The sequence below is a fragment of the Brevibacillus fluminis genome (assembly GCF_003710825.1).
Lineage (GTDB): Bacteria > Bacillota > Bacilli > Brevibacillales > Brevibacillaceae > Brevibacillus_D > Brevibacillus_D fluminis.
Genome location: NZ_RHHQ01000019.1, coordinates 1 through 23,033, shown reverse-complemented (window position 1 = coordinate 23,033; position 23,033 = coordinate 1). Strand labels below are relative to the sequence as shown.

Annotated in this window: 17 protein-coding genes, 2 tRNA genes and 1 other annotated feature; of the genes, 4 read left to right on the top strand and 15 right to left on the bottom strand. The window is 49.6% G+C overall.

Features of this window, described 5'->3' with window-relative positions; all coding sequences use genetic code 11:
- Positions 1 to 71: 71 nt before the first annotated feature.
- The gene (locus tag EDM56_RS22650; protein ID WP_122920208.1) at positions 72 to 1,478 is read left to right on the top strand and encodes a DUF1254 domain-containing protein; all 1,407 of its coding nucleotides are present in this window, start codon (positions 72 to 74) and stop codon (positions 1,476 to 1,478) included.
- 221 nt (positions 1,479 to 1,699) lie between these two features.
- Here EDM56_RS22650 and EDM56_RS22645 read toward each other — a convergent pair.
- Positions 1,700 to 1,791, bottom strand: a tRNA-Ser gene (locus EDM56_RS22645).
- 133 nt (positions 1,792 to 1,924) lie between these two features.
- On the opposite strand from EDM56_RS22645, the gene EDM56_RS22640 reads away from it, so the two are divergent.
- Entirely contained in the window at positions 1,925 to 2,650 is a 726-nt protein-coding gene (locus tag EDM56_RS22640) for a pseudouridine synthase (RefSeq protein WP_122920207.1), read from the top strand.
- Here EDM56_RS22640 and tadA read toward each other — a convergent pair.
- The 5 genes from tadA to EDM56_RS22615 all read right to left on the bottom strand — a co-directional run bounded on the left by tadA (position 2,647) and on the right by EDM56_RS22615 (position 8,708).
- Complete coding sequence (gene tadA, locus EDM56_RS22635; protein WP_281274982.1) at positions 2,647 to 3,120, bottom strand: tRNA adenosine(34) deaminase TadA; 474 nt, start codon at positions 3,118 to 3,120, stop codon at positions 2,647 to 2,649. The genes EDM56_RS22640 and tadA overlap by 4 nt on opposite strands.
- 141 nt (positions 3,121 to 3,261) lie before the next feature.
- The gene (locus EDM56_RS22630; protein WP_122920205.1) at positions 3,262 to 4,731 is read right to left on the bottom strand and encodes a methyl-accepting chemotaxis protein; all 1,470 of its coding nucleotides are present in this window, start codon (positions 4,729 to 4,731) and stop codon (positions 3,262 to 3,264) included.
- A gap of 88 nt (positions 4,732 to 4,819) precedes the next feature.
- Positions 4,820 to 5,410, bottom strand: coding sequence for an HD domain-containing protein (locus EDM56_RS22625; protein ID WP_122920204.1), 591 nt, complete (start codon positions 5,408 to 5,410; stop codon positions 4,820 to 4,822).
- A 34-nt stretch (positions 5,411 to 5,444) separates the two neighbouring features.
- On the bottom strand, positions 5,445 to 7,796 hold the full coding sequence (locus tag EDM56_RS22620; protein ID WP_122920203.1) for an FdhF/YdeP family oxidoreductase: 2,352 nt from the start codon (positions 7,794 to 7,796) through the stop codon (positions 5,445 to 5,447).
- Positions 7,797 to 7,826: 30 nt separating this feature from the next.
- On the bottom strand, positions 7,827 to 8,708 hold the full coding sequence (locus EDM56_RS22615) for a YitT family protein (protein ID WP_122920202.1): 882 nt from the start codon (positions 8,706 to 8,708) through the stop codon (positions 7,827 to 7,829).
- Between the two features lie 347 nt (positions 8,709 to 9,055).
- On the opposite strand from EDM56_RS22615, the gene EDM56_RS22610 reads away from it, so the two are divergent.
- Positions 9,056 to 9,129, top strand: a tRNA-Arg gene (locus EDM56_RS22610).
- 109 nt (positions 9,130 to 9,238) lie between these two features.
- On the opposite strand, the gene EDM56_RS22605 is transcribed toward EDM56_RS22610, so the two are convergent.
- The 8 genes from EDM56_RS22605 to guaB all read right to left on the bottom strand — a co-directional run bounded on the left by EDM56_RS22605 (position 9,239) and on the right by guaB (position 20,412).
- Entirely contained in the window at positions 9,239 to 10,462 is a 1,224-nt protein-coding gene (locus EDM56_RS22605) for a saccharopine dehydrogenase family protein (RefSeq protein ID WP_122920201.1), read from the bottom strand.
- 419 nt (positions 10,463 to 10,881) lie between these two features.
- Positions 10,882 to 12,162, bottom strand: a complete 1,281-nt coding sequence (gene aceA, locus EDM56_RS22600) for an isocitrate lyase (protein WP_183192564.1) — start codon at positions 12,160 to 12,162, stop codon at positions 10,882 to 10,884.
- Between the two features lie 25 nt (positions 12,163 to 12,187).
- Entirely contained in the window at positions 12,188 to 13,795 is a 1,608-nt protein-coding gene (gene aceB / locus EDM56_RS22595; RefSeq protein WP_122920199.1) for a malate synthase A, read from the bottom strand.
- 354 nt (positions 13,796 to 14,149) lie between these two features.
- Positions 14,150 to 15,442, bottom strand: a complete 1,293-nt coding sequence (serS, locus tag EDM56_RS22590) for a serine--tRNA ligase (protein ID WP_122920198.1) — start codon at positions 15,440 to 15,442, stop codon at positions 14,150 to 14,152.
- Positions 15,443 to 15,496: 54 nt separating this feature from the next.
- Positions 15,497 to 15,729, bottom strand: a binding site (T-box leader).
- A gap of 81 nt (positions 15,730 to 15,810) precedes the next feature.
- Positions 15,811 to 16,404, bottom strand: coding sequence for a pyridoxal 5'-phosphate synthase glutaminase subunit PdxT (gene pdxT / locus EDM56_RS22585; protein WP_183192563.1), 594 nt, complete (start codon positions 16,402 to 16,404; stop codon positions 15,811 to 15,813).
- A 12-nt stretch (positions 16,405 to 16,416) separates the two neighbouring features.
- Entirely contained in the window at positions 16,417 to 17,301 is an 885-nt protein-coding gene (gene pdxS, locus EDM56_RS22580) for a pyridoxal 5'-phosphate synthase lyase subunit PdxS (protein WP_122920196.1), read from the bottom strand.
- Between the two features lie 158 nt (positions 17,302 to 17,459).
- Positions 17,460 to 18,767, bottom strand: coding sequence for a D-alanyl-D-alanine carboxypeptidase family protein (locus EDM56_RS22575; protein WP_122920195.1), 1,308 nt, complete (start codon positions 18,765 to 18,767; stop codon positions 17,460 to 17,462).
- 184 nt (positions 18,768 to 18,951) lie between these two features.
- A complete protein-coding gene (gene guaB, locus EDM56_RS22570) occupies positions 18,952 to 20,412 on the bottom strand; it encodes an IMP dehydrogenase (protein ID WP_122920194.1) in 1,461 nt (486 codons plus the stop codon).
- A 177-nt stretch (positions 20,413 to 20,589) separates the two neighbouring features.
- Here guaB and EDM56_RS22565 point away from each other — a divergent pair, with 177 nt between their 5' ends.
- A complete protein-coding gene (locus EDM56_RS22565; RefSeq protein ID WP_183192557.1) occupies positions 20,590 to 21,594 on the top strand; it encodes a YaaC family protein in 1,005 nt (334 codons plus the stop codon).
- A gap of 26 nt (positions 21,595 to 21,620) precedes the next feature.
- On the opposite strand, the gene EDM56_RS22560 is transcribed toward EDM56_RS22565, so the two are convergent.
- Complete coding sequence (locus EDM56_RS22560; RefSeq protein WP_246009491.1) at positions 21,621 to 22,823, bottom strand: putative glycoside hydrolase; 1,203 nt, start codon at positions 22,821 to 22,823, stop codon at positions 21,621 to 21,623.
- Between the last annotated feature and the right edge of the window lie 210 nt (positions 22,824 to 23,033).

Genomic DNA, 23,033 nt, shown 5'->3' with positions numbered 1-23,033 from the left:
TGTAAGAATCCTGCATAAGATCACATCCACCTTAAAACAATACGACTAGCCGACAGTGGAGGGATGTACTTATGATAACAAAGAACAGGGGTATGCTTCTCGGCATTCTGCTGACAATCATTTTTCTGACGACATCGGTTATGCCTGCCCCGATCCATGCGTCCGAGGAGCCTGCACAACCGCAAAACAAGCCACTTAGCCGTGAACAGCTTGCGTATGTGCTCGGCGTTCAGGCATACATTTACGGCTATCCGCTTGTTGTCATGCAGGCGACCAAAGCGGGTTCGCTGCAGCTGGCAGCCCCGATCAATCAATTTTATTATACCGAGAATCTGGCGACACCCGATTTCAGAGGCGTCGTCTCTCCGAATACCGATACACTCTATTTCGCCGCCTGGCTCAATTTGAGTAAAGCCCCTGTCACCTTGCATGTGCCAAGCGATCCAACCAATCGGTACTATACGGTGCAAATGCTTGATCTCTATACCAACACGCTTCAAAACGTTTCGGTCAGGTCGACCCAGCAACAAAAAAATGACTATGTCATCGTTGGCCCTACTTGGAAAGGCTCGCTCCCTGCAACGGCCTCCACGATCAAAGCGCCAACCAACACTGTATGGCTAATCGGAAGGGTGGGTGTGAACGGCCCTGACGATTTGGCTGATGCCATCCGTTTGGAAAAGCAGTTCACTTTGGAGTCGCCAAGCGAAGCAGCTCCCCAGAAGCCGCAAGTCTCACTTTCACCGACACTCTATCAGGACATTTTACAAAGCCCACTGGCTTTTTTCACCGTGATGACGGAAGCAATGAAAAAAAATCCGCCGCCGCAAGCCGATTCCGTGCTGCTCAATCAATTCGCGCCGATCGGTATCGTCCCCGGCAAAGGATTGGACTTGAAAAAGTGGGATGCCCCGACAATCGCTGGCTTAAAACGCGCCATGAAGGACGCCCCGTCAATTATCGCGGATAGCGGACCGCTTTTCGGCGAGACAATCAACGGATGGGCTCGCGACCTTTCCATCGGGACCTATGGCGATCGATTCCTTCAGCGTGCCTACATCGCCTATTCGCTCCTCGGGGCAAATGTGCCAAGTGAAGAGATCTATGCCCGCACATTCGTCGACGAGAGCAACGCACAATTAAACGGCGCCAATCGCTATGTCCTCCATTTCGATGCGAAGCAGCTGCCAAAAGTCGATGCATTTTGGTCGGTGACTTTGTATGGCGATGATTTTTTCCTGGTTCCTAACAGTATCGGCCGGTATTCCCTCGGCAGTCTTACAAAAGGCTTGCGATACAATGATGACGGTTCGCTCGATTTTTACATTCAGCAAACACCGCCAAAAGGAAACGAAAGCAACTGGCTCCCAGCCCCAAAAGGAACCTTCAATCTGATGCTGCGCATGTTCGAGCCAAAGCCAGACATGCTTGAAGGCCGCTATCAAATTCCTCCTGTCCGGAAGCTGGACAGCGAATAATGTCTGGGCCATTAGAAAACTTGGCTACGTCAAGCCTTTGGCGGAGCCTTAGTTGCACTTATACTATCTTCCGTTTAAGCGTTAGCGAACTTAAACTTTTTGATAGTACAAAAAAAGAAGGCTGCCATGTGCCTGCCTTCTTTTTCTATGTAAAAAATAAGAGCATATCCCCGCCTGTTCGGCAAAAATATGCTCTGGTTCGTTTTTAGTAAGGTTGATAGTGGCGGAGAGAGTGGGATTCGAACCCACGCACGCCTCACGACGCCTAACGCATTTCGAGTGCGTCCCCTTATGACCACTTGGGTATCTCTCCATATAACCTATCAGTAGAATTTAATATAGCAAAAATCATTTCAACACGCAAGAGTGAAATTTTGTATTGCTTGATTTTCCTGTCCCAATCCGCCAATATGGATTACAGTATCTAAACAAAGCGAGGAAATCGAATGAAACGTGAACGTCTTGATAAAGTCATCGCCAATATGGGGGTCGGCACACGCAAGGAAGTGAAGCAGCTGGTCAAGCAACAGCTGATCACCGTCGACGAGGTTGTCGCAACAGACCCTGGGATGCATATTATTCCCGATACGCAAGTCATCAAGCTGGACGGACATGTCCTCTCCTTTAAACGGTGGATTTATGTCATGATGAACAAGCCTCCAGGGGTCATCTCCGCGACGGAGGACTCTCGCCACGAGACTGTCGTAGAACTGTTGCCGACCGAATGGGCCGTGAAGGTGCATCCTGTCGGTCGATTGGACATCGATACAGAAGGCCTGCTGCTTTTGACCAATGATGGCCAGCTTTCGCATAACCTGACATCGCCGAAGAAAAAGGTCGACAAAGAATATTTCGCACGCGTTGATGGCCGCGTAACCGAAGAGCACATCGCCGGCTTCGCCAAAGGCGTTGAGCTGGAAGATTTCACGACGCTCCCAGCCAAGCTGGAGATTTTGTCCGCTGACGAACACCAATCGGAGACAAAAGTCACGATCATGGAAGGGAAATTCCATCAAGTGAAGCGCATGTTCGCTGCGTTCGGACTGAACGTGACGTATTTGAAACGGTTGCGCATGGGCACGCTTGTGCTAGACGAATCCCTTGCTCCTGGCGAATATCGCGAGCTGACGGAAACCGAGCTGGAAAATTTGCGCGGACCCAACAAGGACTAGCCGCGTCGCGCGCGCAACGCGCGAAAAAAATCTTTCAGCAATACCGCACACTCATCTTGCAGGATACCGCTTATGACCGGAACCTGATGGTTAAACCGGGGCTCGTCCAGCAGATTCATCAGCGTCCCGGTGCACCCCGCCTTCGGATCAGGCGCGCCGAACACAACCTGCTCGATGCGGGATTGAACGATGGCTCCAGCACACATCGGACAAGGCTCCAATGTGACATACAGCGTGCAGCCTAACAGGCGCCATCCGCCAAGGCGCTCGCTCGCCTCGCGAATCGCGATCATTTCCGCATGCAGTGTCGGATCTTTTTTCGTTTCCCTGAGATTATAGCCCCTGCCGATGATTTCATCATTGCGCACAATGACAGCACCGATGGGTACTTCTCCTATCAGTGCTGCTTTTTTTGCCTCTTCAATCGCCTCTTGCATGAAACGTTCATGCTTCTGCACATCTGTACTCACGCTCTGCTCCCCTTTCCACCTATGACCATTGTACCCGCTGGTCGATTCTTTCCATTCCTGTTCACGTAAAAACATGCTGTTGCCGCCTTTTGACAGGAAAAGACGGCTCGATCAATGAGCCGTCCATCTTTGCTACGATTCCTATGCCAACGTCTTCTTTAATGTGTTCGACAACTGGTTCAAATGCTGGATTTCCTCAGCGATCTCTTTAACCTGTGCCCGCTGCTCCTCCGCATTGGCGAAAAGCTCCTCCATGCTGGCAACCGATTGTTCGGTGATGGCAGTGATGTTGGACATTTCCGCTGCGACTTCCCCTGAACGCCGCTGCACTGCATCCATGCTGCTCAGCACCTTCTCGACTGCGTGACGGAAGCTTTCCATCCCTTCTTTTACCTGGCCCATCGATTGCACCGTCTGTGTCGCGAATTGCTGTCCTTTGGCAACGGACGACTCGCCTTCCTTAGTCTGCCGAACGGCATTTTCGCTCTTTTCGCGAAGTCCACCGAGTATTTCGGCCACTTCCTGCGTCGCCTGTGCGCTTTGTTCAGCCAGCTTGCGCACTTCGTCCGCAACCACCGCAAAGCCTCTGCCATGCTCGCCCGCTCTTGCCGATTCAATCGCCGCATTCAGCGCGAGCAAATTGGTTTGGGCCGCGATTTGGTTGATGGCGCCGATGATTTGCTCGACTTTTTCGGCACTTGTATTCAATTCATAGATAGTTTCCGACGCGGTGCGCACAGTTCTGACAATCTGGTTCATCTGCTCGGAAAGCTGCTCCATCATCATGATGCCTGTAATCAGGACGCGGTTGTTTTCTTCCGACGATTCTTTCATTTGGTTTGCCCGATGATTGACCTCCGTGATTTCGCGGTCGATAGACTGAATATCGAGCTCAATTTTGTTGGTCGAAACCGCTTGCGACTCCATGCCGGTCGACACCTCTCGGAATGCTGTCATCATCTCATCCGTGTACTGACGGGTCTTGCCAGCCGCACCATTCACATGGCCGGACGCACGATCCAGTTTTTCCGTCACCTGGGCGACCTCTTCAAACAGCATGCTCAATCGCTGGCCGTTTTCCTCCGCAATCTGCCTTGCCCCTTCCGCCTGCTTCAAGGAAGCTTGTCCCGACAAGCACAAATAGGTGAGGCCGATATTCATCAAAACAAGAGAAACGGCTTCCAGCAAATAATTCGCCAGCGCATGCGTATCAAATACATCAATATAGCCAGAAAAGAACCCGCCTGTAATAGCCACGAAAAAAACGGCGGTGGAAGCGGTGACTAGCTTCCAATCAAGATAAGCAGCTAGTAAGCCGAGAATAATGAAGATATGATACTTCACTTCCGTCTGTTCGGTAATCAGGTCAAAGGAGATCGCATAATGGATCAAGCCGATAGCCACCAAATACCGAATCAGTTTGCTTTGTTTATGGAGAAAGTAATAAGGGGATACAGCAAGCGTGATCACCAGCCCTATGGAAGAAACCTTCCAAAATGAAACTTCCGGGAGAAAAAACGATAGCAAGGCGGCTATCGCCAGATGATTCCACAGGATAAAAATCATAAAGCCGTTTTTGTTCGTTAACGTTTTACGGACAAGCTGGATCATCACACATCCCCTTTCTTGTAAGTATGAAATCGAATTTTAGCTTATTATATCATTTTTTGGCAAAGAAAAGAGTAAACGCCCTTGCTGTTTAGCAAGAGCGCAAATAACCTTTTTTGACCGAATCGGCAATCAATTCTTCCACGTAAATGCCCAGCGGCTCAGATACATCGCGGATAAATCGATTGCGGGCGATCACTTTGTCAGCGGTCACATTGTTCTTTTTCCATGAGGTGCCCTCTGTTACATAATTGTGAATGAGCGGTTGCAGGCGATCGATGACTGCGGCAAACCGAGCTTCAGCCGTTTCCCGTTGCTCGAATTCATCCCATAATGCGCGCAGCTCGGCAGCTTGATCAGCAGGCAAAATCGCAAAAATTCGATCTGCTGCCGCCTGCTCCCGCTCCGCTTTATCAAGGTTCCCCTTCTCGTCGTAAATGAAGGTATCTCCTGCATCGATCTCGACTAAATCGTGGATCAGCACCATTTTGATGATCTTGTGCAAATCAAGGCCAGGCTCGTTGGCATGCTCATGCAAAATCATCGCGAGCATAGCGAGGTGCCAGGAATGCTCCGCATCATTTTCCTGTCGCGAGCCATCGATGAGAACGGTCTGTCGAAACACATGCTTCAGCTTGTCGATTTCAATCAAAAAATCAATTTGTTGCTTCAATCGCTCCATATCTTATTCACGCTTCTTTCTGAGACCAAAAAGCTCATCCGATATCCAGCTCAAGCTCCTCAATCCGCTTTTCTTTATACTTGCGATCCTTTTGAGCATAAAACGTCTCGGCCTTCTCTACAATCGCCGAAGTGTTGTATGACGGAATGCCCGCATGCTTTTCAAAAACACCCTTGGGCATCAGGCAATTGCCCTCCGGCCAGTACAACTGTATATTTCCCGCGAGCACATCTGCATATTTAGCTTTTCCATAGAAAGTGCCGTGCTGATTGTATACGACGATGGCATCGCCTTCCGCGATCATCAATTTGGACGCATCTTTCGGATGCATCAGCACATGTGTCCGCTCCGCTTCGTTGAACGGATCTTTGCTGCCATACACCATGGAATTAAACTGCTTGCCTCGCCTTGTCGTCACAAAAAATTGCCCTTCCGCTTTGCGAAACTCCGGCAATGCGATGGCGAGAAGCTGTCCTTTTCCATCAGGTGTCGGACATATCCCGTCCTCACATAAATAGGCGTTGCCCCACTGAAAAAAATCGCCTCTGTTTTTCAAATGCTGGATCCCGTCATACGCAGGTGCCGCCTTAGCGATCTCTTCCCGAATTTGGCTCGCATCGTCAAACCAGATTCTCTGCTTTTGCTCGGGTTTGACACGGGCGGCAAGGTCAACAAAAATTTGCCATTCTGCCCTCGCTTCTGCGATCCGCGGCCCTTCGATCTCGGGTGAAAAGTAGACCATCCGCTCGGTTGACGTGGACGTCCCGCCACCCGGTTGTTCGAAGCGGGTCATTGCCGGAAGCACGATGACCGCCTCCCTGGCATCAACCAATGTCGAGGTGTTCAAAATGATGTCTTGGTGAACGCGCAGCTCGATTTGTTCAAGACATTGCCGTACATGGTCAGGGTTAGGCATCGTTTCCAAAAAATTGCCCCCGGAGGTGTAGAACACTTTACAGCGCCGTTCATGATCATCGGGCAGCAGCGCATTCTCGAGTGTGACGCCAACAATGTCGCCTTGCCATCTCGGCAACGAAAAGCCCCAAAGCTTCTCCAGCCTGCGGATGTCTTTCTCCTTGCAGTCGCCGCCCGGCAAGCTGAATGGGTCTGCTCCCATCTCTCCTGCCCCCTGCACGCCGGAATGGCCGCGTATCGGCATCAATCCGCAGTTTTCGCGCCCAAGGAAACCGCGCAGCAGCGCGAGATTGGCCACCTGTGAGATGTTGTCTGTCCCAAAACGATGCTGGGTCAGCCCCATGCTCCAGACAAACACGGCGGACTTGGCTTTTGCCAGCAGCTCTGCGAACTGACGCATCCTCGCCTGCGAAATGCCCGAAGATTTTTCGAGCGCAGCCCAGTCCTGCTGTTTCACATGTTTTTGCAGATCGTCATAGCCTTTGACGTGCTCCGCTACGAAAGCATGGTTCACCGCGCTCCCGCGCTGCTTTTCCTCCATCTCGAACCAACGCTTCATGACGCCGTTCATAAAAGCGATGTCTCCGCCTATGTTTACTTGGTAAAAATCATCGGTCAATTTGGTGCCAAACAAAGCTGATTCGGGGATTGAGGGGATCCAGTAGGAGTCCATCGAAGGCTCGTGATACGGATTGATGCAGATGACCTTCGTTCCTTTCCGCTTGGCGGCATACATATATTTGGTCGACACGGGCTGGTTGTTTGCAGCAACGCTCCCCCAAAACACCAGCACATCCGTGCCGATCCAGTCGCTATAGCTGCAGCTCGATGCGGCAATTCCCACCGAACGCTTCAAGGCCGTTTTCGAGGGCGAATGGCAAATGCGCGAGGCATTGTCGATATGGTTGGTTCCGAGGAAACGTGCCACTTTTGCCGCGACATAATATGATTCATTCGTGATTCCCCGCGCTGTCATGTAAAAAGCCAATTGCTTGGGCGATACCCGCCTAATTTTGCCTGCGACGGCATCCAGCGCAGCATCCCAGGACAACCGGCTAAAACGGGTTTCCCCCTTCCGGCGAATAAGCGGGTAGGGGATGCGCCCGAGCTTGCGCAAATCGGCGCTGCTCAGCTTGCGGAGCTCTGTTATTTCGCTATGTAAAAGGTCTGGTTTGATCGGAGGCATGGTATTGAGGCGAAGGACATTGAGTCGGGTGCTACATAAATGGGGACCGTCCAGTGTTTGATCGCGCAAGCCTGATACGCCTAACGCGCAGCCATCGCAAACACCTTGGGTCAAAATCCGGTATGCATACGGCAAATTATCCCGGTTTTCCCAAACCACTTTCATTGTGTCAAGCGCGTGATGCGGTTTGACCTTTCCTACTCCAAATGGCAGTGGGCTCACCCACAATGACGGATCTGGTATGCGAGGCAGTTTGGTTGGACCGGAATGCACTGTTTTCCCCATGAGCTCCCCTTCCTTCTCGCCAATTTTTCGTTAGTGAATGTCCTTTTTCTTGAAGCGGCCGCCTCGGACGTCGTGAATATTGCCGATCGCCAGAAACGCAGCGGGATCGATTTCTTCCACGATCGACTTCAGCTTCGCTTCCTCCAATCGTGTGATTACGCAAAAGATCACCTTTTTGTCGTCACCGCTATAGCCGCCTTCTCCGGTCAAATACGTCACTCCACGTCCCAGCCGCGCCAAGAGAGCATCCCCGATATCGCGGAACTGTTCGCTGATGATCCAGACCGATTTGGACTCTTGGAAACCTTCAATTGTCAGGTCAATCATCTTAAAGGCAATGTAATACGCGATCAGCGAATACATTGCGTGATCCCATTCGAACACAAAGCCCGCACTCGATAAGATAAAGATATTAAAGCCCATGACAATTTCGCCCACGGAAAACGGAACTTTTTTATTGATCAAAATAGCCACGATTTCCGTGCCGTCGAGCGAACCGCCGTTCCGAATAACCATCCCGACACCGACGCCCAAAATAATGCCGCCGAACACCGCAGCAAGCAGCGGGTCATCCGTTAGACTATGTACGGGGTGCAGCAACGTTGTTCCGACCGACATCACGATAACACCGAACAAGGTGGAGAGTGCAAATGTTTTGCCAATTTGCTTGTATCCTATGATGAGAAACGGCAAGTTCAGCAGAAACAAAAATAATCCCAAAGACCAACCGGTCACATGAGACAGGAGAATGGAGATCCCGACAACCCCTCCATCAATAATACGATTGGGAACCAGAAATATTTCCAGTCCGATTGACACGAGTGCAGCACCGATCAGGATAAAAATCATTCGCCTCGTGATTTTTGTGAATGACGCCTTTTGGTGAGTGGTTTTGATTGTTGCTTCTGTCATTATTCCCTCCCGAAAGTTATTCAGACTTGTATATATAATTGTAACATTATTTCCGTTCACATGCTTTTGTATGAAACAGTTTTTACAAAACCAGAACTTTTCACCCTGTTAGTCTATATATATGGGTGATACAATTAAGCAAATACTACCAATGGTGAGAAACGTGAATAATCTTGAAAAACACCTCTTACAGCTTGCTTCCCGCGAACTGAAGGAACGTCTCCTCCAACACCGCCTCCTGCAAGGCCGTTTTGCCCTAAAACAAACGGATTGATTTGCCAAAATTTTATTCGACACATATAATAAAAGGTAGTGAAAGCAGCATGTATGCGCCGCATTCACGTCGTGTCCCCGTAGCTCAGCAGGATAGAGCGTTAGTTTCCTAAACTATGCGTCGGAGGTTCGAGTCCTCTCGGGGACGCCTTTTCCTAGCCTTACACTTACAAGCCCTTTTCTTTGGAAAAGGGCTTTTCGTTTGCGACACTTCCACATAAAAAACGGCTCCCCACAAGGAGCCGCTTTTTCCAACCTTATATATTCGATGCCATTTTTAATAGTGGACTCGTTTTCGTAATAACGTTCCATTCCATTCCGCGCGCCTTGAGGCGTTCAAAGAATGGAACTGGATCGATCAGCTCGGATGGGATGCAGCCTTTCAGCGTCAATTTCCCTTCCGCGATCAAATCGACAGCCGCAATCGGCGGAACCCCTGTCTGCCAAACCGTTGCCTGGAATTCTGTCTTCTGGAACACTTCGTCGTGGTTAGCCATTGTGTAAACGAACATCTCCAGCTTGTGATTGCCTTGGGTTCCTTTCACAAAAGCGCCTACGCACGAATATCCATGAATTTTACCAGCCAAGTCAGCGGGCTTCGGCATGGTGGTAACAACCACATCTCGCGGTGCCACTGAAACGCCCTTGACGCTGATTTTTTCATCGTCGTCGAGGCCCAGGTAGCTCAGTACCTGCAAAGTATTCACGAATTCGGGGTGCAATGCGTACTTAAAGTCGACATATTTGCAACCTTTCGCTCGTCCAATTGTTTCACCGAGGGTAGTTGATTCCTCATGTTCTACGTTATAGGTGTCCAGCCAGCCAATCGGCTCTGGGAATTCGAACTCCTCTTTATTCGCAAAGGGAGTCGGATAAAATTGTTCGCCCTGTTCGGCAGTCCAATAGTTCGGCTTTGCCAAGCATTCGCTGATCGCCGTCTGTGGACTAAAATAGGTGCAAAAACCGTCGTAATCAACCTCGGAGTTGTCTCCGTCACGAATCGAAATCGATTCCACGGTGTCCATCTGATCCACCGCATAGCGCGCTGCGATATTGGAGAATCCCGGATCGCAGCCCAGTCCCATGATGCCCAGAATGCCGGCATCCTTAAATTTTTGATCCCAAGAGAGCTGCTCCTTCAGTCCAGCCGGACTTACAGAGGCCATGTCAATGTAGCTTGTTTTCGTGCGCAGGCATGCCTCCATCACATTGAAGTTGAATTCAGGCAATCCCGCATGAAGGACCAGATCGATATCGTGTAAAATGGAAGCCACGCTATCCGTATTGCTCGCATCTACTTGGTATACCTCAATGGTGGCACTAGTAAGACCGCGAAGCTCATCTGCCAACAGCTCGGCCGGGCCTGTTGCGATATCGCCCAAAACCAGCTTGTCCAGATAGTCGCTTTTCACCAATTCATCCGCACATACCTGTCCTACTCCACCTACGCCTAATACTGCTACCTTTAATTTTGAACTCAAACAGTCGTCCTCCTAAATTATTGTTTGTACCTAGACTCGAATTCGAAACAGCCATTTTTCAAAGCTAACGACGTTCTCCGATTTGCACACCCCCCATCGTACAGCTTCACGCATAGTCCTCACCTCCTTTCAGTGTTTGAATTAATTTATTGCAACATGTATGCCAATAGATACATACGCGGTTCTACGCCAAAACATTTCTCATCTTGTCGAATTTATTTGGTATAACTATGTTCATGCACACGAGCAAACCAGCGAGTTCGTGGCGTTTTTTATATATTCCCATTTTTCAGAATCATCATTATTCCTAATGAGAAACTTCCAACATTTTTTGTATGGTTATCATTTAGTTTACCACAGCCCTGAATGGAAAAAAACAGGACATCCAACCCAACAGCCGGATGTCCTGTGTTACTTGTTTATGAATGGGAGAACTGTTCTTCCTCTGTCGAGCCGGATAGTGCTGTAGTGGACGAAGTTCCACCTGTAATCACTTGCGCTACTTCATCGAAATAGCCTGTTCCGACTTCACGCTGGTGTCTTGTCGCTGTATAGCCGTGAACCTCGCTTGCAAACTCTGCCTGCTGCAATTCGGAGTAGGCAGCCATGCCGCGATCCTTGTAGCCACGAGCCAATTCAAACATGCTATGGTTAAGGGCATGGAAACCTGCCAGCGTAACAAATTGGAATTTGTAGCCCATTGCGCCCAATTCACGTTGGAACTTGGCGATGGTTTCATCATCCAGCTTCTTTTTCCAGTTGAACGATGGGGAGCAATTGTAAGCGAGCAATTTGCCTGGGAATTTCTCATGGATCGCTTCTGCAAAACGTCTTGCTTCCTCGATATTTGGCTCAGAGGTCTCGCACCAGATCAGATCGGCATATGGTGCATAAGCCAAACCGCGAGCAATCGCCGCATCCAACCCACCGTGCATTCTGAAGAATCCTTCGGCCGTTCGCTCCCCTGTCAGGAACTCCCGATCGCGTTCGTCGATATCGCTTGTAATCAGGAATGCACCATTGGCGTCCGTTCGAGCGACGATAAGCGTCGGTACGCCCATCACATCGGCAGCCAGACGAGCCGAGACTAGATTGCGAACGGCAGCTTGCGTCGGGATCAGCACTTTGCCGCCCATATGGCCGCATTTTTTCTCGGATGCCAGCTGATCTTCAAAGTGAACGCCGGCAGCACCCGCTTCGATCATCGACTTCATCAATTCGAATACGTTCAGCGGCCCGCCAAAGCCTGCCTCTGCATCCGCGACAATCGGTGCGAACCAATGCGTATCATCGCTGCCTTCGGAGTGAGAGATCTGGTCAGCACGCTGCAGCGCTTGATTGATCCGCTTAACGACATGTGGAACGGAGTTAGCTGGATACAAGCTTTGGTCCGGGTACATTTGCCCCGACAGGTTCGCATCAGCCGCCACTTGCCAGCCGCTCAAATAAATGGCTTTCAGGCCCGCTTTCACCTGTTGAATCGCTTGGTTCCCCGTCAGTGCGCCCAGAGCATTGATGTAATCCTCCGTATGCAGCAGGTTCCACAGACGCTCAGCTCCCAATCGTGCCAATGTTTGCTCAATTTGAACTGAACCGCGCAGACGAACTACATCTTCAGCGGAATAAGGACGCTCGACCCCTTTCCAGCGATCATCTTTCCAGCTTGCCTCTACCAGCAATACATCTTCTCTTTTACTCATTGTCATGTCAGTCCTCTCCACTTTTTTATGTTAAAAGGTGATAACCCGGGATTGTCAGGAACTCTTCGAAGTGCTTGGAAATGGCGAGTTCCTCGAATAACTTGCTTGCTTCTTTAAATTTGCCGGAGGTGTATGCAGACTCCCCAATCGCTTGCTTGATGATGGCCATCTCCTCTGAGAGATACCGTCGGACGAGGTCGATCGTGACTTTGCGCCCGTCTGCCAGCATGCCTTTCGGATGGCGAATCCATTGCCAGACTTGCGCTCGGGAAATTTCGGCTGTTGCCGCATCTTCCATCAGATTGTTGATGGGGACGGCACCGGAGCCTCGGAGCCATGCTTCAATATATTGAACGCCCACGCTGATATTGGTGCGCAGTCCCGCTTCTGTAATCTGCCCCTCTGGAACAGCCAGAAGCTCCTCTGCAGTCACCTGGACATCGCTGCGTTTGTTATCAATCTGGTTAGGGGTCGGCATGATTCGATTGAACACCTCCATCGCGACCGGCACCAAACCCGGATGCGCGACCCATGTGCCATCGTGACCATCACGCGCTTCCCGCTCCTTATCCGCTTTCACTTTGCTCATAGCATCTTCGTTGGCTTCTGGATTGTTGCGGACCGGGATTTGCGCGGCCATTCCGCCGATCGATGGTGCATTCCGTCTGTGACACGTCTTGATGGCAGCCTGCGTGTATGCCCGCATGAATGGCACCGTCATAGAAACTACAGCGCGATCAGGCAAAATCACATGCGGCTGATTACGCAGCTTTTTAATGTAGCTAAAAATATAATCCCATCGGCCGCAATTAAGCCCTGCGCTATGTTCACGCAGCTCATATAAAATTTCATCCATTTCAAATGTAGCAAGGATTGTTTCAATCAAAACCGTCGCCTTGATGCTGCCGCGTGGGATGCTCAGTTCTTCCTGCGCGAAAACGAATACGTCATTCCATAAACGTGCTTCCAAATGACTCTCCAGCTTCGGCAAATAATAATAAGGTCCAGACCCTTTCTCCAGCAAAACACGTGCATTATGGAAGAGGAACAATCCGAAATCAAACAAGCTGGCGGAGATCGGCTGGCCATCGATCAAGACGTGTTTTTCAACCATGTGCCATCCACGCGGGCGGACGATCAGTGTGGCAGTTTGCTCATTCAGCGCGTAAGATTTACCTTCCGGGCTGACAAAGCTGATCGTTTTGTTTACCGCATCCCGCATATTGATTTGACCCTGGATCGTATTTTCCCAAGTCGGCGAGTTGGCGTCTTCAAAATCAGCCATGAACATTTTTGCGCCAGAGTTGAACGCATTGATTACCATCTTGCGGTCCCCAGCCGGTCCTGTAATTTCTACGCGGCGGTCTTTTAAATCGTCTGGAATCGGATCGATGGTCCATTCACTGTTGCGAATCACCTCTGTCTCAGTCAAAAAATCCGGCAGCTTTCCCGCATCGATATCTTTTTGGCGCTCCACTCGTCTATCCAGCAAGCTTTCCCGTGTCGGGGAAAACTCACGCACAAGCTTTGTCACGAATTGCATCGCCTGTGGCGTAAGGATTTCAGCAAATTCCGGTGTAACAGTTCCCGTCACCTCAACGCCAGCCGGGAATGAATGAGCTTTCGTAACCATGGTCAAATGCTCCCCTTCACCATATGTTTTCCACTCTGTTATGTTTCACGATTAAAATCGCTAAATTATTATAGTACAGATACGATTTAAAAAAGGAAAGATTCACACTCCTCTCTCTACACCCACCTATTTTTATCTTTTCTCGAACGTTATTCAGGTTGTTTTTTGTTATAATACAGACTGTAGTAATACATGCTTCTGTGTTGGTACTTATTATATAACAGCATTTCTTTGTTTTGCAACACAATTTGGAAAATTAATTTCCAATCTTTTTTTCGCGTCATCCTGCTCCTTCTTTGCCAAACAAAAAACAGCCCCTCAACAAGAAGGGCTGCTGCTGTAAAAACGGTTCTGTTATTGTTTTAGCGCCTTTGGCGTGATTTTTTCCAACCCGCCCATGTATCCGCGCAGTACTTCCGGAATGACAATGGTTCCGTCCGCTTGCTGATAATTTTCCAAGATGGCTGCAACTGTTCGGCCGATCGCCAAACCGGATCCATTCAGCGTATGCACGAATTCCGGTTTAGTTTTGCTGTCCCGGCGGAAACGAATGTTTGCACGACGCGCTTGGAAATCTTCAAAGTTGGAGCACGACGAAATCTCCCGGTACGTTTCCGAGCTTGGAATCCATACTTCGAGGTCGTATTTCTTCGCTGCATGGAACCCCAGGTCGCCCGTGCACATGCTCATGACACGGTATGGGAGTTTGAGCAGCTGCAACACTTTTTCAGCGTTGTTCACCAGTTTCTCCAGCTCATCATACGAGTCTTCCGCCTTCACGAATTTGACCAGCTCCACTTTGTTGAACTGGTGCTGACGGATCAAGCCGCGCGTGTCACGACCAGCAGATCCTGCCTCCGAACGGAAACATGCGCTGTAAGCCGCATAGTACAACGGCAGTTGGTTCACATCGATGATCTCATCACGGTGCATGTTCGTTACCGGCACCTCAGCTGTTGGGATCAGGAAGTAATCGACGCCTTCCAGCTTGAACAAATCCTCTTCGAATTTAGGCAGCTGCCCCGTCCCTGTCATGCTGGCGCGGTTGACCATGTAAGGCGGCAAAATCTCTTCGTATCCATGCTCGGTGACATGCAGATCAAGCATCAGATTCATCAAAGCCCGCTCCAGACGAGCGCCCAGTCCTTTGTAGAACACAAAACGGCTTCCCGTTACTTTTGCTGCTGCTTCGAAATCGAGAATGCCGAGGTCAGCTGCCAGCTCCCAGTGAGGTTTCGGAGTGAAATCAAAGCTGCTTGGCTCGCTCCATGTACGGAACAATACGTTATCGTCTTCACTTGTTCCGATCGGCGTGCTTTCATGCGGCAAGTTCGGCAGGGAGAGCAAAATCTCGTCGAGCTGCTCGTCGAGCTGGCGAAGCTCCTCATCCAGTACCTTGATCCGATCGTTCACTTCTTTCATTTCGGCAATCAGATGGTCAGCGTTCTCTTTGTTGCGTTTCAATGCTGCTACTTGATCCGATACGGTGTTCCGTTTATTTTTCAGTGCTTCTGCTTCTTGAATGACGAGGCGTCTGCGCTCATCCGTCGATGCGAATTGATCCAATGCGGAAATATCCTCATTACGGTGTGCGAGACGCTGCTTCACACCCTCCAGATCAGTACGCAAAATCTTTACATCCAACATCAGCGATCCCTCCATTATTACTTATAGACAAAAATAAAAACACCCATCCCTCACGTAAGGGACGAGTGCTATCACCCGCGTTGCCACCCTTGTTGACACGAGCATACCATTGTTTCGGTACGCCAAGCGCCCACTTTACACGTGATAACGGTACAAATACCGGACCTAGTCTTCCTATGTCACTCCGGGATGGATTCATCTGCTCGTTGGATCGATTCGCACCTGCCATCGACTCTCTGCACCTTAACGAAATACCTCAGATTACTACTTCCCGTCAGCGTATTAAGCGATTATATGTTCTTCCTTTATTTTTCAAATGTACTACAAAAACTATACATATGTAAAGGACAGCACAGAGAAAAAGCACCCTAAACGGATGCTTTTTCTCCATAGTATTCTTTTACCATAGTCAAAAAGTATTGATGCAGGCGAATATCTTCCGTTAGCTCTGGATGAAACGATGCTGCCAGGTAGTGACCTTGGCGAGCCGCTACGATTCTGTCCTCGAACTTGGACAACACTTCACTGCCTGCTCCTACTTCCATAATATGCGGAGCGCGGATGAAAACGGCTGGATAATCGGCTGCCACGCCTGCGATCGGCAGTGCTACCTCGAAGCTGTCCTTCTGGCGTCCAAACGAGTTGCGGTCTACCTTCATATCCATCAAGCCAAGGTGCACATCATCCTGACCGTTGATACGGGTTGCCAACACAATGGCCCCTGCACAAGTTCCGAACATTGGTTTTTTAGCTTGGCCAAATTCCCGTAGCTTCTCGACGAAGCCGTACTTGTTCATCAGCTTGCCAATCGTGGTGCTTTCGCCGCCTGGAATGACCAAGCCGTCGAGTTCATCGAGCTCCTCCACTTTTTTGACTGCAACAGCGGTAGCACCTGCTTCCTCTAGCATGCGGATATGCTCGGCTACAGCCCCTTGCAGGGCAAGTACACCAATTTTCATGATTACCTCACCTTTTTACCAGCCGCGGTCTTGCATGCGGTCAGCTTCACGGATTTTGGAGATCTCAATGCCTGTCATCGCTGTACCCAAACCTTTGGACACGCGAGCGATCAATTCATAATCGGTATAGTGAGTGGTTGCTTCTACAATTGCACGAGCGAATTTCTCAGGGTTTTCCGATTTGAAGATACCGGAGCCAACGAATACGCCGTCAGAACCAAGGTGCATCATCAATGCAGCGTCAGAAGGAGTTGCTACACCACCTGCTGCAAAGTTAACCACTGGTAGCTTGCCGTTTTTGTGAACGTACTCAAGCAAATCATAAGGAGCTCCCAGATTTTTTGCTTCTGCCATCAATTCTTCGTAGGACATGTTTTGGACTTTGCGAATTTGGGACTGCATTGTACGCATATGGCGAACGGCTTCTACAATGTTACCTGTTCCCGGTTCACCTTTAGTACGGATCATGGAAGCACCCTCACCGATACGGCGAAGCGCTTCACCCAAATCGCGCGCACCACAGACAAATGGGACGGTGAATTCTTTTTTGTTGATGTGGTACACTTCGTCCGCTGGTGTAAGAACTTCGCTCTCATCCAGGTAGTCAACGCCTAAGGATTCGAGGACACGTGCTTCTACGTAGTGACCAATGCGTGCTTTTGCCATAACCGGGATCGAAACCGCACCCAGAACCTCTTCCACGATGGAGAGATCCGCCATGCGTGCTACGCCGCCTGCAGCGCGAATATCGGATGGTACACGTTCCAGAGCCATAACTGCTACTGCCCCTGCCGCTTCGGCGATTTTCGCTTGCTCAGCATTGACAACGTCCATGATGACGCCGCCTTTTTGCATTTCAGCCATACCGCGTTTTACACGAGATGTTCCTACTTCTACCATTTTTCACAAGCCTCCCAATTATGACTATTTTTTAGAGAATGCTGAATAAGGCTGTTCCATATTCCCCATTGTAACTGAGCTGCTTTTAAAAGGCAACCATTATACTGGGGAATTGAAACAACCTTGAGTTAGTTTTTATTCACTTTTATTGTTGCTGGTTATTTGCCAATGATGCTGCTGAACAAGTTGCTGAAGAAAGTACCGATGCTGCGGAAGAACAGTCTAATCCAGCTTGCTTCTTCCACATCGTTTGCGGCAACTAAATCAATGCCACCCTTTTGGAAATCAGCAGGCTGCAAGTAATCAGCCTCAACCGCGTCAGCTGCCTGATACATGACTTTTCCGATGACTTGTCCTTTTTTCACCGGCGCTGTCAGATCCTGAACGGTTACTTTCGGATTGAATTGCCCTTCTTCGCCTACCTTGGTCAACACAGTCACATCGCTTGACGGAACAGCTGGAACATTCAGCTCAACCCCTTTTTTCACAGGTACCGATTCGAAGCCTGCTACCGGTGTGTTCGCTGCTTGCTTTTTGGTCAGTTTAAAATTGCTGAAACCGTAATCGAACAGTTTTTTAGTTTCCGCAAAACGCTTCATTTCTGTATCGGCACCCATTACTACGCTGATCAAACGCATGCCATCGCGCTGTGCAGTACCTGTGAAGCAATATTTCGCTTGCTCCGTCGAACCTGTTTTCAGACCGTCTGCCCCTGGATATTCAGCGGGCAATCCTTTCAGCATCCAGTTGTAGTTAGCCTTTTTCAACTCGTTCTTTTGCCCAGGACGGAACGTCAGCCGCGGAATTTGCGAATATTTCAGTGCATCCGGATAATCGCGAATCAACGCCCGCGCCAAAATGGCAGCGTCACGCGCAGTCATGACATTGTCGTTGGCTGTATCCGCCGGTGCGTATGGGCCCAATTCGGATGCCGGCAGTCCCGAGGATGTCAGGAAGTGCGTACTTTTCATGCCCAATTCCTGCGCTTTTTTGTTCATCTCTACAACAAAGTTCGGTTCACTTCCACCGACGGTTTCTGCCAGTAGGACGGTTGCATCATTCGCTGATACAATCGCCATCGCCTGATACAGATCGCCTACCGTAAATTCTTCGCCGCTATTCAGATAAACGCCGGAGGAATCCGATTTTTTCGCGATGTAAAAGGCGTAATCAGATACTTTTACTTTTTGGTCCCACTTGATTTTGTTTTCCTTAATCGCTTCCATTACAAGGTATTCGGTCATCATCTTGGTCATACTGGCCGGTGGCAATGGAACATCGGGGTTATTTTGATACAGGATTTTACCTGTGGAGGCTTCCACCAAAATTGCCGATTTCACCGCTAGATCGAGGTTTGCCTGCGGTACAGCAGCACTCGCTGTCGTTGCAGTTCCCGCTACCATTGTCGTGGTGAGAAATGCGACAGCAAGAATCGCTTTTCCGATTTTGTTTTTCCATCTGGACATCACTATCTATCACTCTCCCATTTCGCTTCTATGTTTTCTCTTGACCGAAACCCATATCAGTTTACCACAAATGTCGGTGCCAAACGAACGCCAAACAAACAAAATCCCTTTCCAGATCATGCTGGAAAGGGTCTTGTTATACAGATAGTCTCCCCCAAAAGCTTGGCGTAGCCAAGTTTTCTAATTACGAAAGGGAGTAGTTTGGCGCTTCCTTGGTAATTTGTACATCGTGCGGATGACTTTCGCGCAAGCCAGCTCCGGTGATGCGGATGAACTGAGAATGGTTTTGCAAGTCACTGATGGTTTTGGAACCGCAGTATCCCATACCTGCACGCAGACCACCGATCAGTTGGTACACAACATCTGCAAGCGGTCCTTTATACGGTACGCGGCCTTCGATTCCTTCTGGAACGAGCTTTTGTTCGTTCTCTTGGAAATAACGGTCTTTACTGCCTGCCTTCATCGCACCGATCGAGCCCATACCGCGGTAAACCTTAAAACGGCGGCCTTGGAAAATCTCGAATTCGCCCGGGCTCTCTTCCGTTCCGGCAAACAGGCTGCCGATCATGATTGCGGATGCTCCAGATCCGATTGCTTTTGGCAAATCTCCGGAGTATTTGATACCGCCGTCCGCAATAATCGGTACGCCATATTCGCGTGCTACGCTGGCGCAATCGTAAATCGCGGTAATTTGCGGTACACCGATACCAGCAACGACACGGGTTGTACAAATCGAACCAGGTCCGATCCCGACTTTTACAACGGAAGCTCCTGCTTCAATCAGGTCGCGCGTGGCTTCGCCAGTCGCTACGTTACCTGCAACGATCACCAGGTCCGGATACAGGGAACGGAGTTCTTTTACCGTGTCGAGCACGCCTTTGGAATGCCCGTGAGCCGTATCGACTACAAGCACGTCTACGCCTGCCTGAACCAGTGCAGCCGCGCGCTCGAATGTGTCAGCCGATACCCCGACTGCAGCACCACACAGCAAACGTCCTTGCGTATCTTTTGCCGCGCTCGGATATTGGATCGCTTTCTCGATATCTTTAATGGTGATTAAGCCTTTCAGTACGTTGTCTTCGTCGACCAACGGCAGCTTTTCGATCTTATGCTTCTGCAGGATCGCTTCCGCTTGCTGAAGTGTGGTTCCAACTGAGGCAGTTACAAGGTTTTCTTTTGTCATCACTTGAGTGATAGGAGTTTCGAAATTATGGACGAAACGCATGTCACGGTTGGTGATGATCCCGATCAGGTGATTGGCCTCGTCCACAATTGGAACGCCGGAAATGCGGAATTTGCCCATCAACGCATCGGCATCAGCCACGGTATGGTCTGGAGTAAGCGAGAATGGGTTGGTGATTACGCCGCTCTCGGAGCGTTTTACACGGTCAACCTCGCTTGCTTGCTGCTCAACAGTCATGTTTTTATGAATGATCCCGATTCCGCCCTGGCGCGCCATTGCAATCGCAAGCGCAGATTCGGTTACTGTATCCATTCCGGCACTAATAAGTGGGATGTTCAGCTTTACATTTTTGCCCAGAGTGATTGTAACATCTACATCGCGTGGAAGAACCTCCGACTTCGCTGGTACGAGAAGCACATCGTCAAACGTCAGGCCTTCTTTCGCAAACTTATTCTGCCACACAGGTTGTTTCCCCTTTCGCCCAAAAATGTTTTATCGCAAGTTTAACAAACCGCTCAATTTAATGTCAAGGAATGCTTATAATGTTCGCTTATAAAGGAAATTATACCGTTAAAGAATGTATAATGACGATAAATTAATGGTATTTTCCGAAAATTCTCTGATTAGGTGGTGAGAAATTTGGCCTTTTCTTCCTGGGATTTTCTACGTTTTTTAGAAACAGAACCTACCGCCCGTCGCTTGCTGGCAGCCTTTTACCAAAAGCATGGCTTCGAGTCGCCCGATAAGCTCGCCTTTCAGCAGAGTACCCGGCTGCTGTATACGGTCAAACATGCGCGCCAATGTTATGAAACCGCGGCTACAAGCGATCTCTTGATCAAACCTCTGCTGCTGTTTTACGGATGCACTCATTTACTGAAAGCCGTAATCCTGTGCAAAGATCCCACCTATCCGCAAAACAGTCGTATGCTCCAGCACGGGGTCACGACCCGGAAAGTGAAGAGGACTCCGTATCACATCCTTGACGATGAAGTCCGCCCTCAAAAAGAAGGGTTATTCGCCCACGCTGCCAAGCTACTTCGGATCCCGAATCTGCAAGAGCGCTACACCATGGGAGAGCTTTTCTCAGTATTACCTGAATTGACGCCGACCTATACGGAACTGATGGGGCCGAACCATTGGGATAAAGTTACATACCATGAAGCCGACCGCCTGCTTTCTTTTCCTCAGGGGACACGCGGTTCGCTTTTGTATTCACGTGAAACATTCCTGGACTATTTGACGAGGCATGGTGGCGGTAACGTAGCATTTTCCTTGCATGGCGACGGCATCCCCATAGGCTCGCCAGTAGGGACTCAGGCGCATGTGCAGGTTATGCCGAAAAGCAACGTTGGTCTGGAAGCACATCCACTTTTTGCGAGCACTCCGCAAGGCTATTATTTTTGGAATGTAGAAGGTAACGACGTGCCTCCCCCTCAGTGGGCTGTCCATTTTTTGCTACTCTACCTGCTTGGTATGCTTTGCCGGTATGAAGCCGAACTATGGGGGGATTTCGTCTACTCACACTCCTATGGTGAACTTGTCTTGGTCGAGCACTTTTTCTCTGAGCATCTTGAGAGGTTTCCTTTGCTAATTAGCGAGCTGATCCAAAAAGAGCCTGTAAAAAAACCCCGTCCCCCGTCATGACTTACCGGGAGCAAGGGGAGGGGTCTCTACTGTTCATTTTCTTTTTTCCATGCCGCTTCACTGTATGTGTTGCTAGCATCCCAAATCAGATACTGGTCGACACCCAGTGCCCGTCCAGCCTTGATTTGCGCGGTAACCTCACGCGGGCCATAGACAATGTGGCCCTTTACCCAGCGGGCTGTAAAATCCTGATACCAAGGCCGGATCGTTGCCGGAGTCGCCCTGCGCTTTTGCAGCCGGGCATCTTTTCTTTGCGCATCCTGCAATGAATGAAAGATCGTCTCGTACGGCTGGGCGTCGGGGACCCTCAATCCGTATGTGCCATTCGCGTAATGGGAAGGATACATCATCGGACTCAAATAATCGACGGTCGGGCTGACCAGGTCCCATTTTTGGCCGATTCCCATGTCATCTGGTACGGATGGGACCAGCCCGAACACATCAGCGGACACGTAAACGTGATAGGGCTCCAGCTCTTTTTTTGCATAAGCTAGAAATTCTGCGATCAACATGTCCTTTGCAATACCCTCTTGCTGATAAAAATTGACCTCTTCATCGACGCGCTTTCCGTTGTCGGGGAACCGTACGTAATCGAACTGAATTTCCCGGAAGCCTTTTTTGGCTGCTTCTTTTGCAATGGCCACGTTATACTCCCAAACCTCTTTCCGGTAAGGATCAATCCAGGCCACACCCTTTCTGTCGACCCATATTCCCCCTGTCTTTTTTTGCATTGCCCATTCAGGCATTTTTCTGGCCAACAGAGGATCTTTGAAGCAGACGACACGTGCAATCGTGTAAACATTGTTTGCCTGCAGCGTATGCATCACATCATCGAGATCCGGTATAAATTTGGTTTGGTCTGATTTGATCTCTTTGACCAGAGGAATTGCCGATTGATACGTCAGTCGCCCCTCGTCTTCTTTTATATCGATGACCATCGCGTTCAATTCGGTTTCGTTCACCAGCTTGAGCAACCTCGAAAATTTGCTGTTGCTGACCGTTCTGCCGGTGATGTAGATGCCTTTTGCTTTAACAGGGAGTTTAATTCGTTCGAGTGCAGAAGGAGAAGCGAGCACTGTATCTGGCGACCACCCTTCCGTTTTTTTGCTGGATGGATCCTCAGTAGACGTAGGTTGCTGAGAAAACGCTTCGCCTGGCACCAATCCGAGAGAACCGACAACGAGCGCTGCCAACAACGCTGTAACATTAATTCTTGTTGGTCTTCGCATGTTCCCTCCTTCTGATTTTCTGCCATTCTTGTGTGTTTAGTATCCCGTCACTCCCCTTATTTCTTCCTGAATTGCAAATGCCTGTTTTTGCTACACGATGAAACGATTGGCTTGGAATTACTTAGAAAAAACAAAAAAACCAGCTCTGCTACGAGTTGGTTTGTCGATCAGCTATACGGTCTCTTGTACCTTCAAAACTGGATACGCAAG

Bases quoted from the DNA above. Each gene is read 5' to 3' on its own strand.
- EDM56_RS22560 (WP_246009491.1), bottom strand. From the start codon at position 22,823: ATGCGAAGACCAACAAGAATTAATGTTACAGCGTTGTTGGCAGCGCTC.
- EDM56_RS22625 (WP_122920204.1), bottom strand. From the start codon at position 5,410: ATGGAGCGATTGAAGCAACAAATTGATTTTTTGATTGAAATCGACAAG.
- EDM56_RS22575 (WP_122920195.1), bottom strand. From the start codon at position 18,767: ATGTCCAGATGGAAAAACAAAATCGGAAAAGCGATTCTTGCTGTCGCA.
- aceA (WP_183192564.1), bottom strand. From the start codon at position 12,162: ATGAGTAAAAGAGAAGATGTATTGCTGGTAGAGGCAAGCTGGAAAGAT.
- EDM56_RS22615 (WP_122920202.1), bottom strand. From the start codon at position 8,708: ATGACAGAAGCAACAATCAAAACCACTCACCAAAAGGCGTCATTCACA.
- EDM56_RS22650 (WP_122920208.1), top strand. From the start codon at position 72: ATGATAACAAAGAACAGGGGTATGCTTCTCGGCATTCTGCTGACAATC.
- EDM56_RS22640 (WP_122920207.1), top strand. From the start codon at position 1,925: ATGAAACGTGAACGTCTTGATAAAGTCATCGCCAATATGGGGGTCGGC.
- aceB (WP_122920199.1), bottom strand. From the start codon at position 13,795: ATGGTTACGAAAGCTCATTCATTCCCGGCTGGCGTTGAGGTGACGGGA.
- serS (WP_122920198.1), bottom strand. From the start codon at position 15,442: ATGTTGGATGTAAAGATTTTGCGTACTGATCTGGAGGGTGTGAAGCAG.
- EDM56_RS22630 (WP_122920205.1), bottom strand. From the start codon at position 4,731: ATGATCCAGCTTGTCCGTAAAACGTTAACGAACAAAAACGGCTTTATG.
- EDM56_RS22620 (WP_122920203.1), bottom strand. From the start codon at position 7,796: ATGGGGAAAACAGTGCATTCCGGTCCAACCAAACTGCCTCGCATACCA.
- pdxS (WP_122920196.1), bottom strand. From the start codon at position 17,301: ATGGTAGAAGTAGGAACATCTCGTGTAAAACGCGGTATGGCTGAAATG.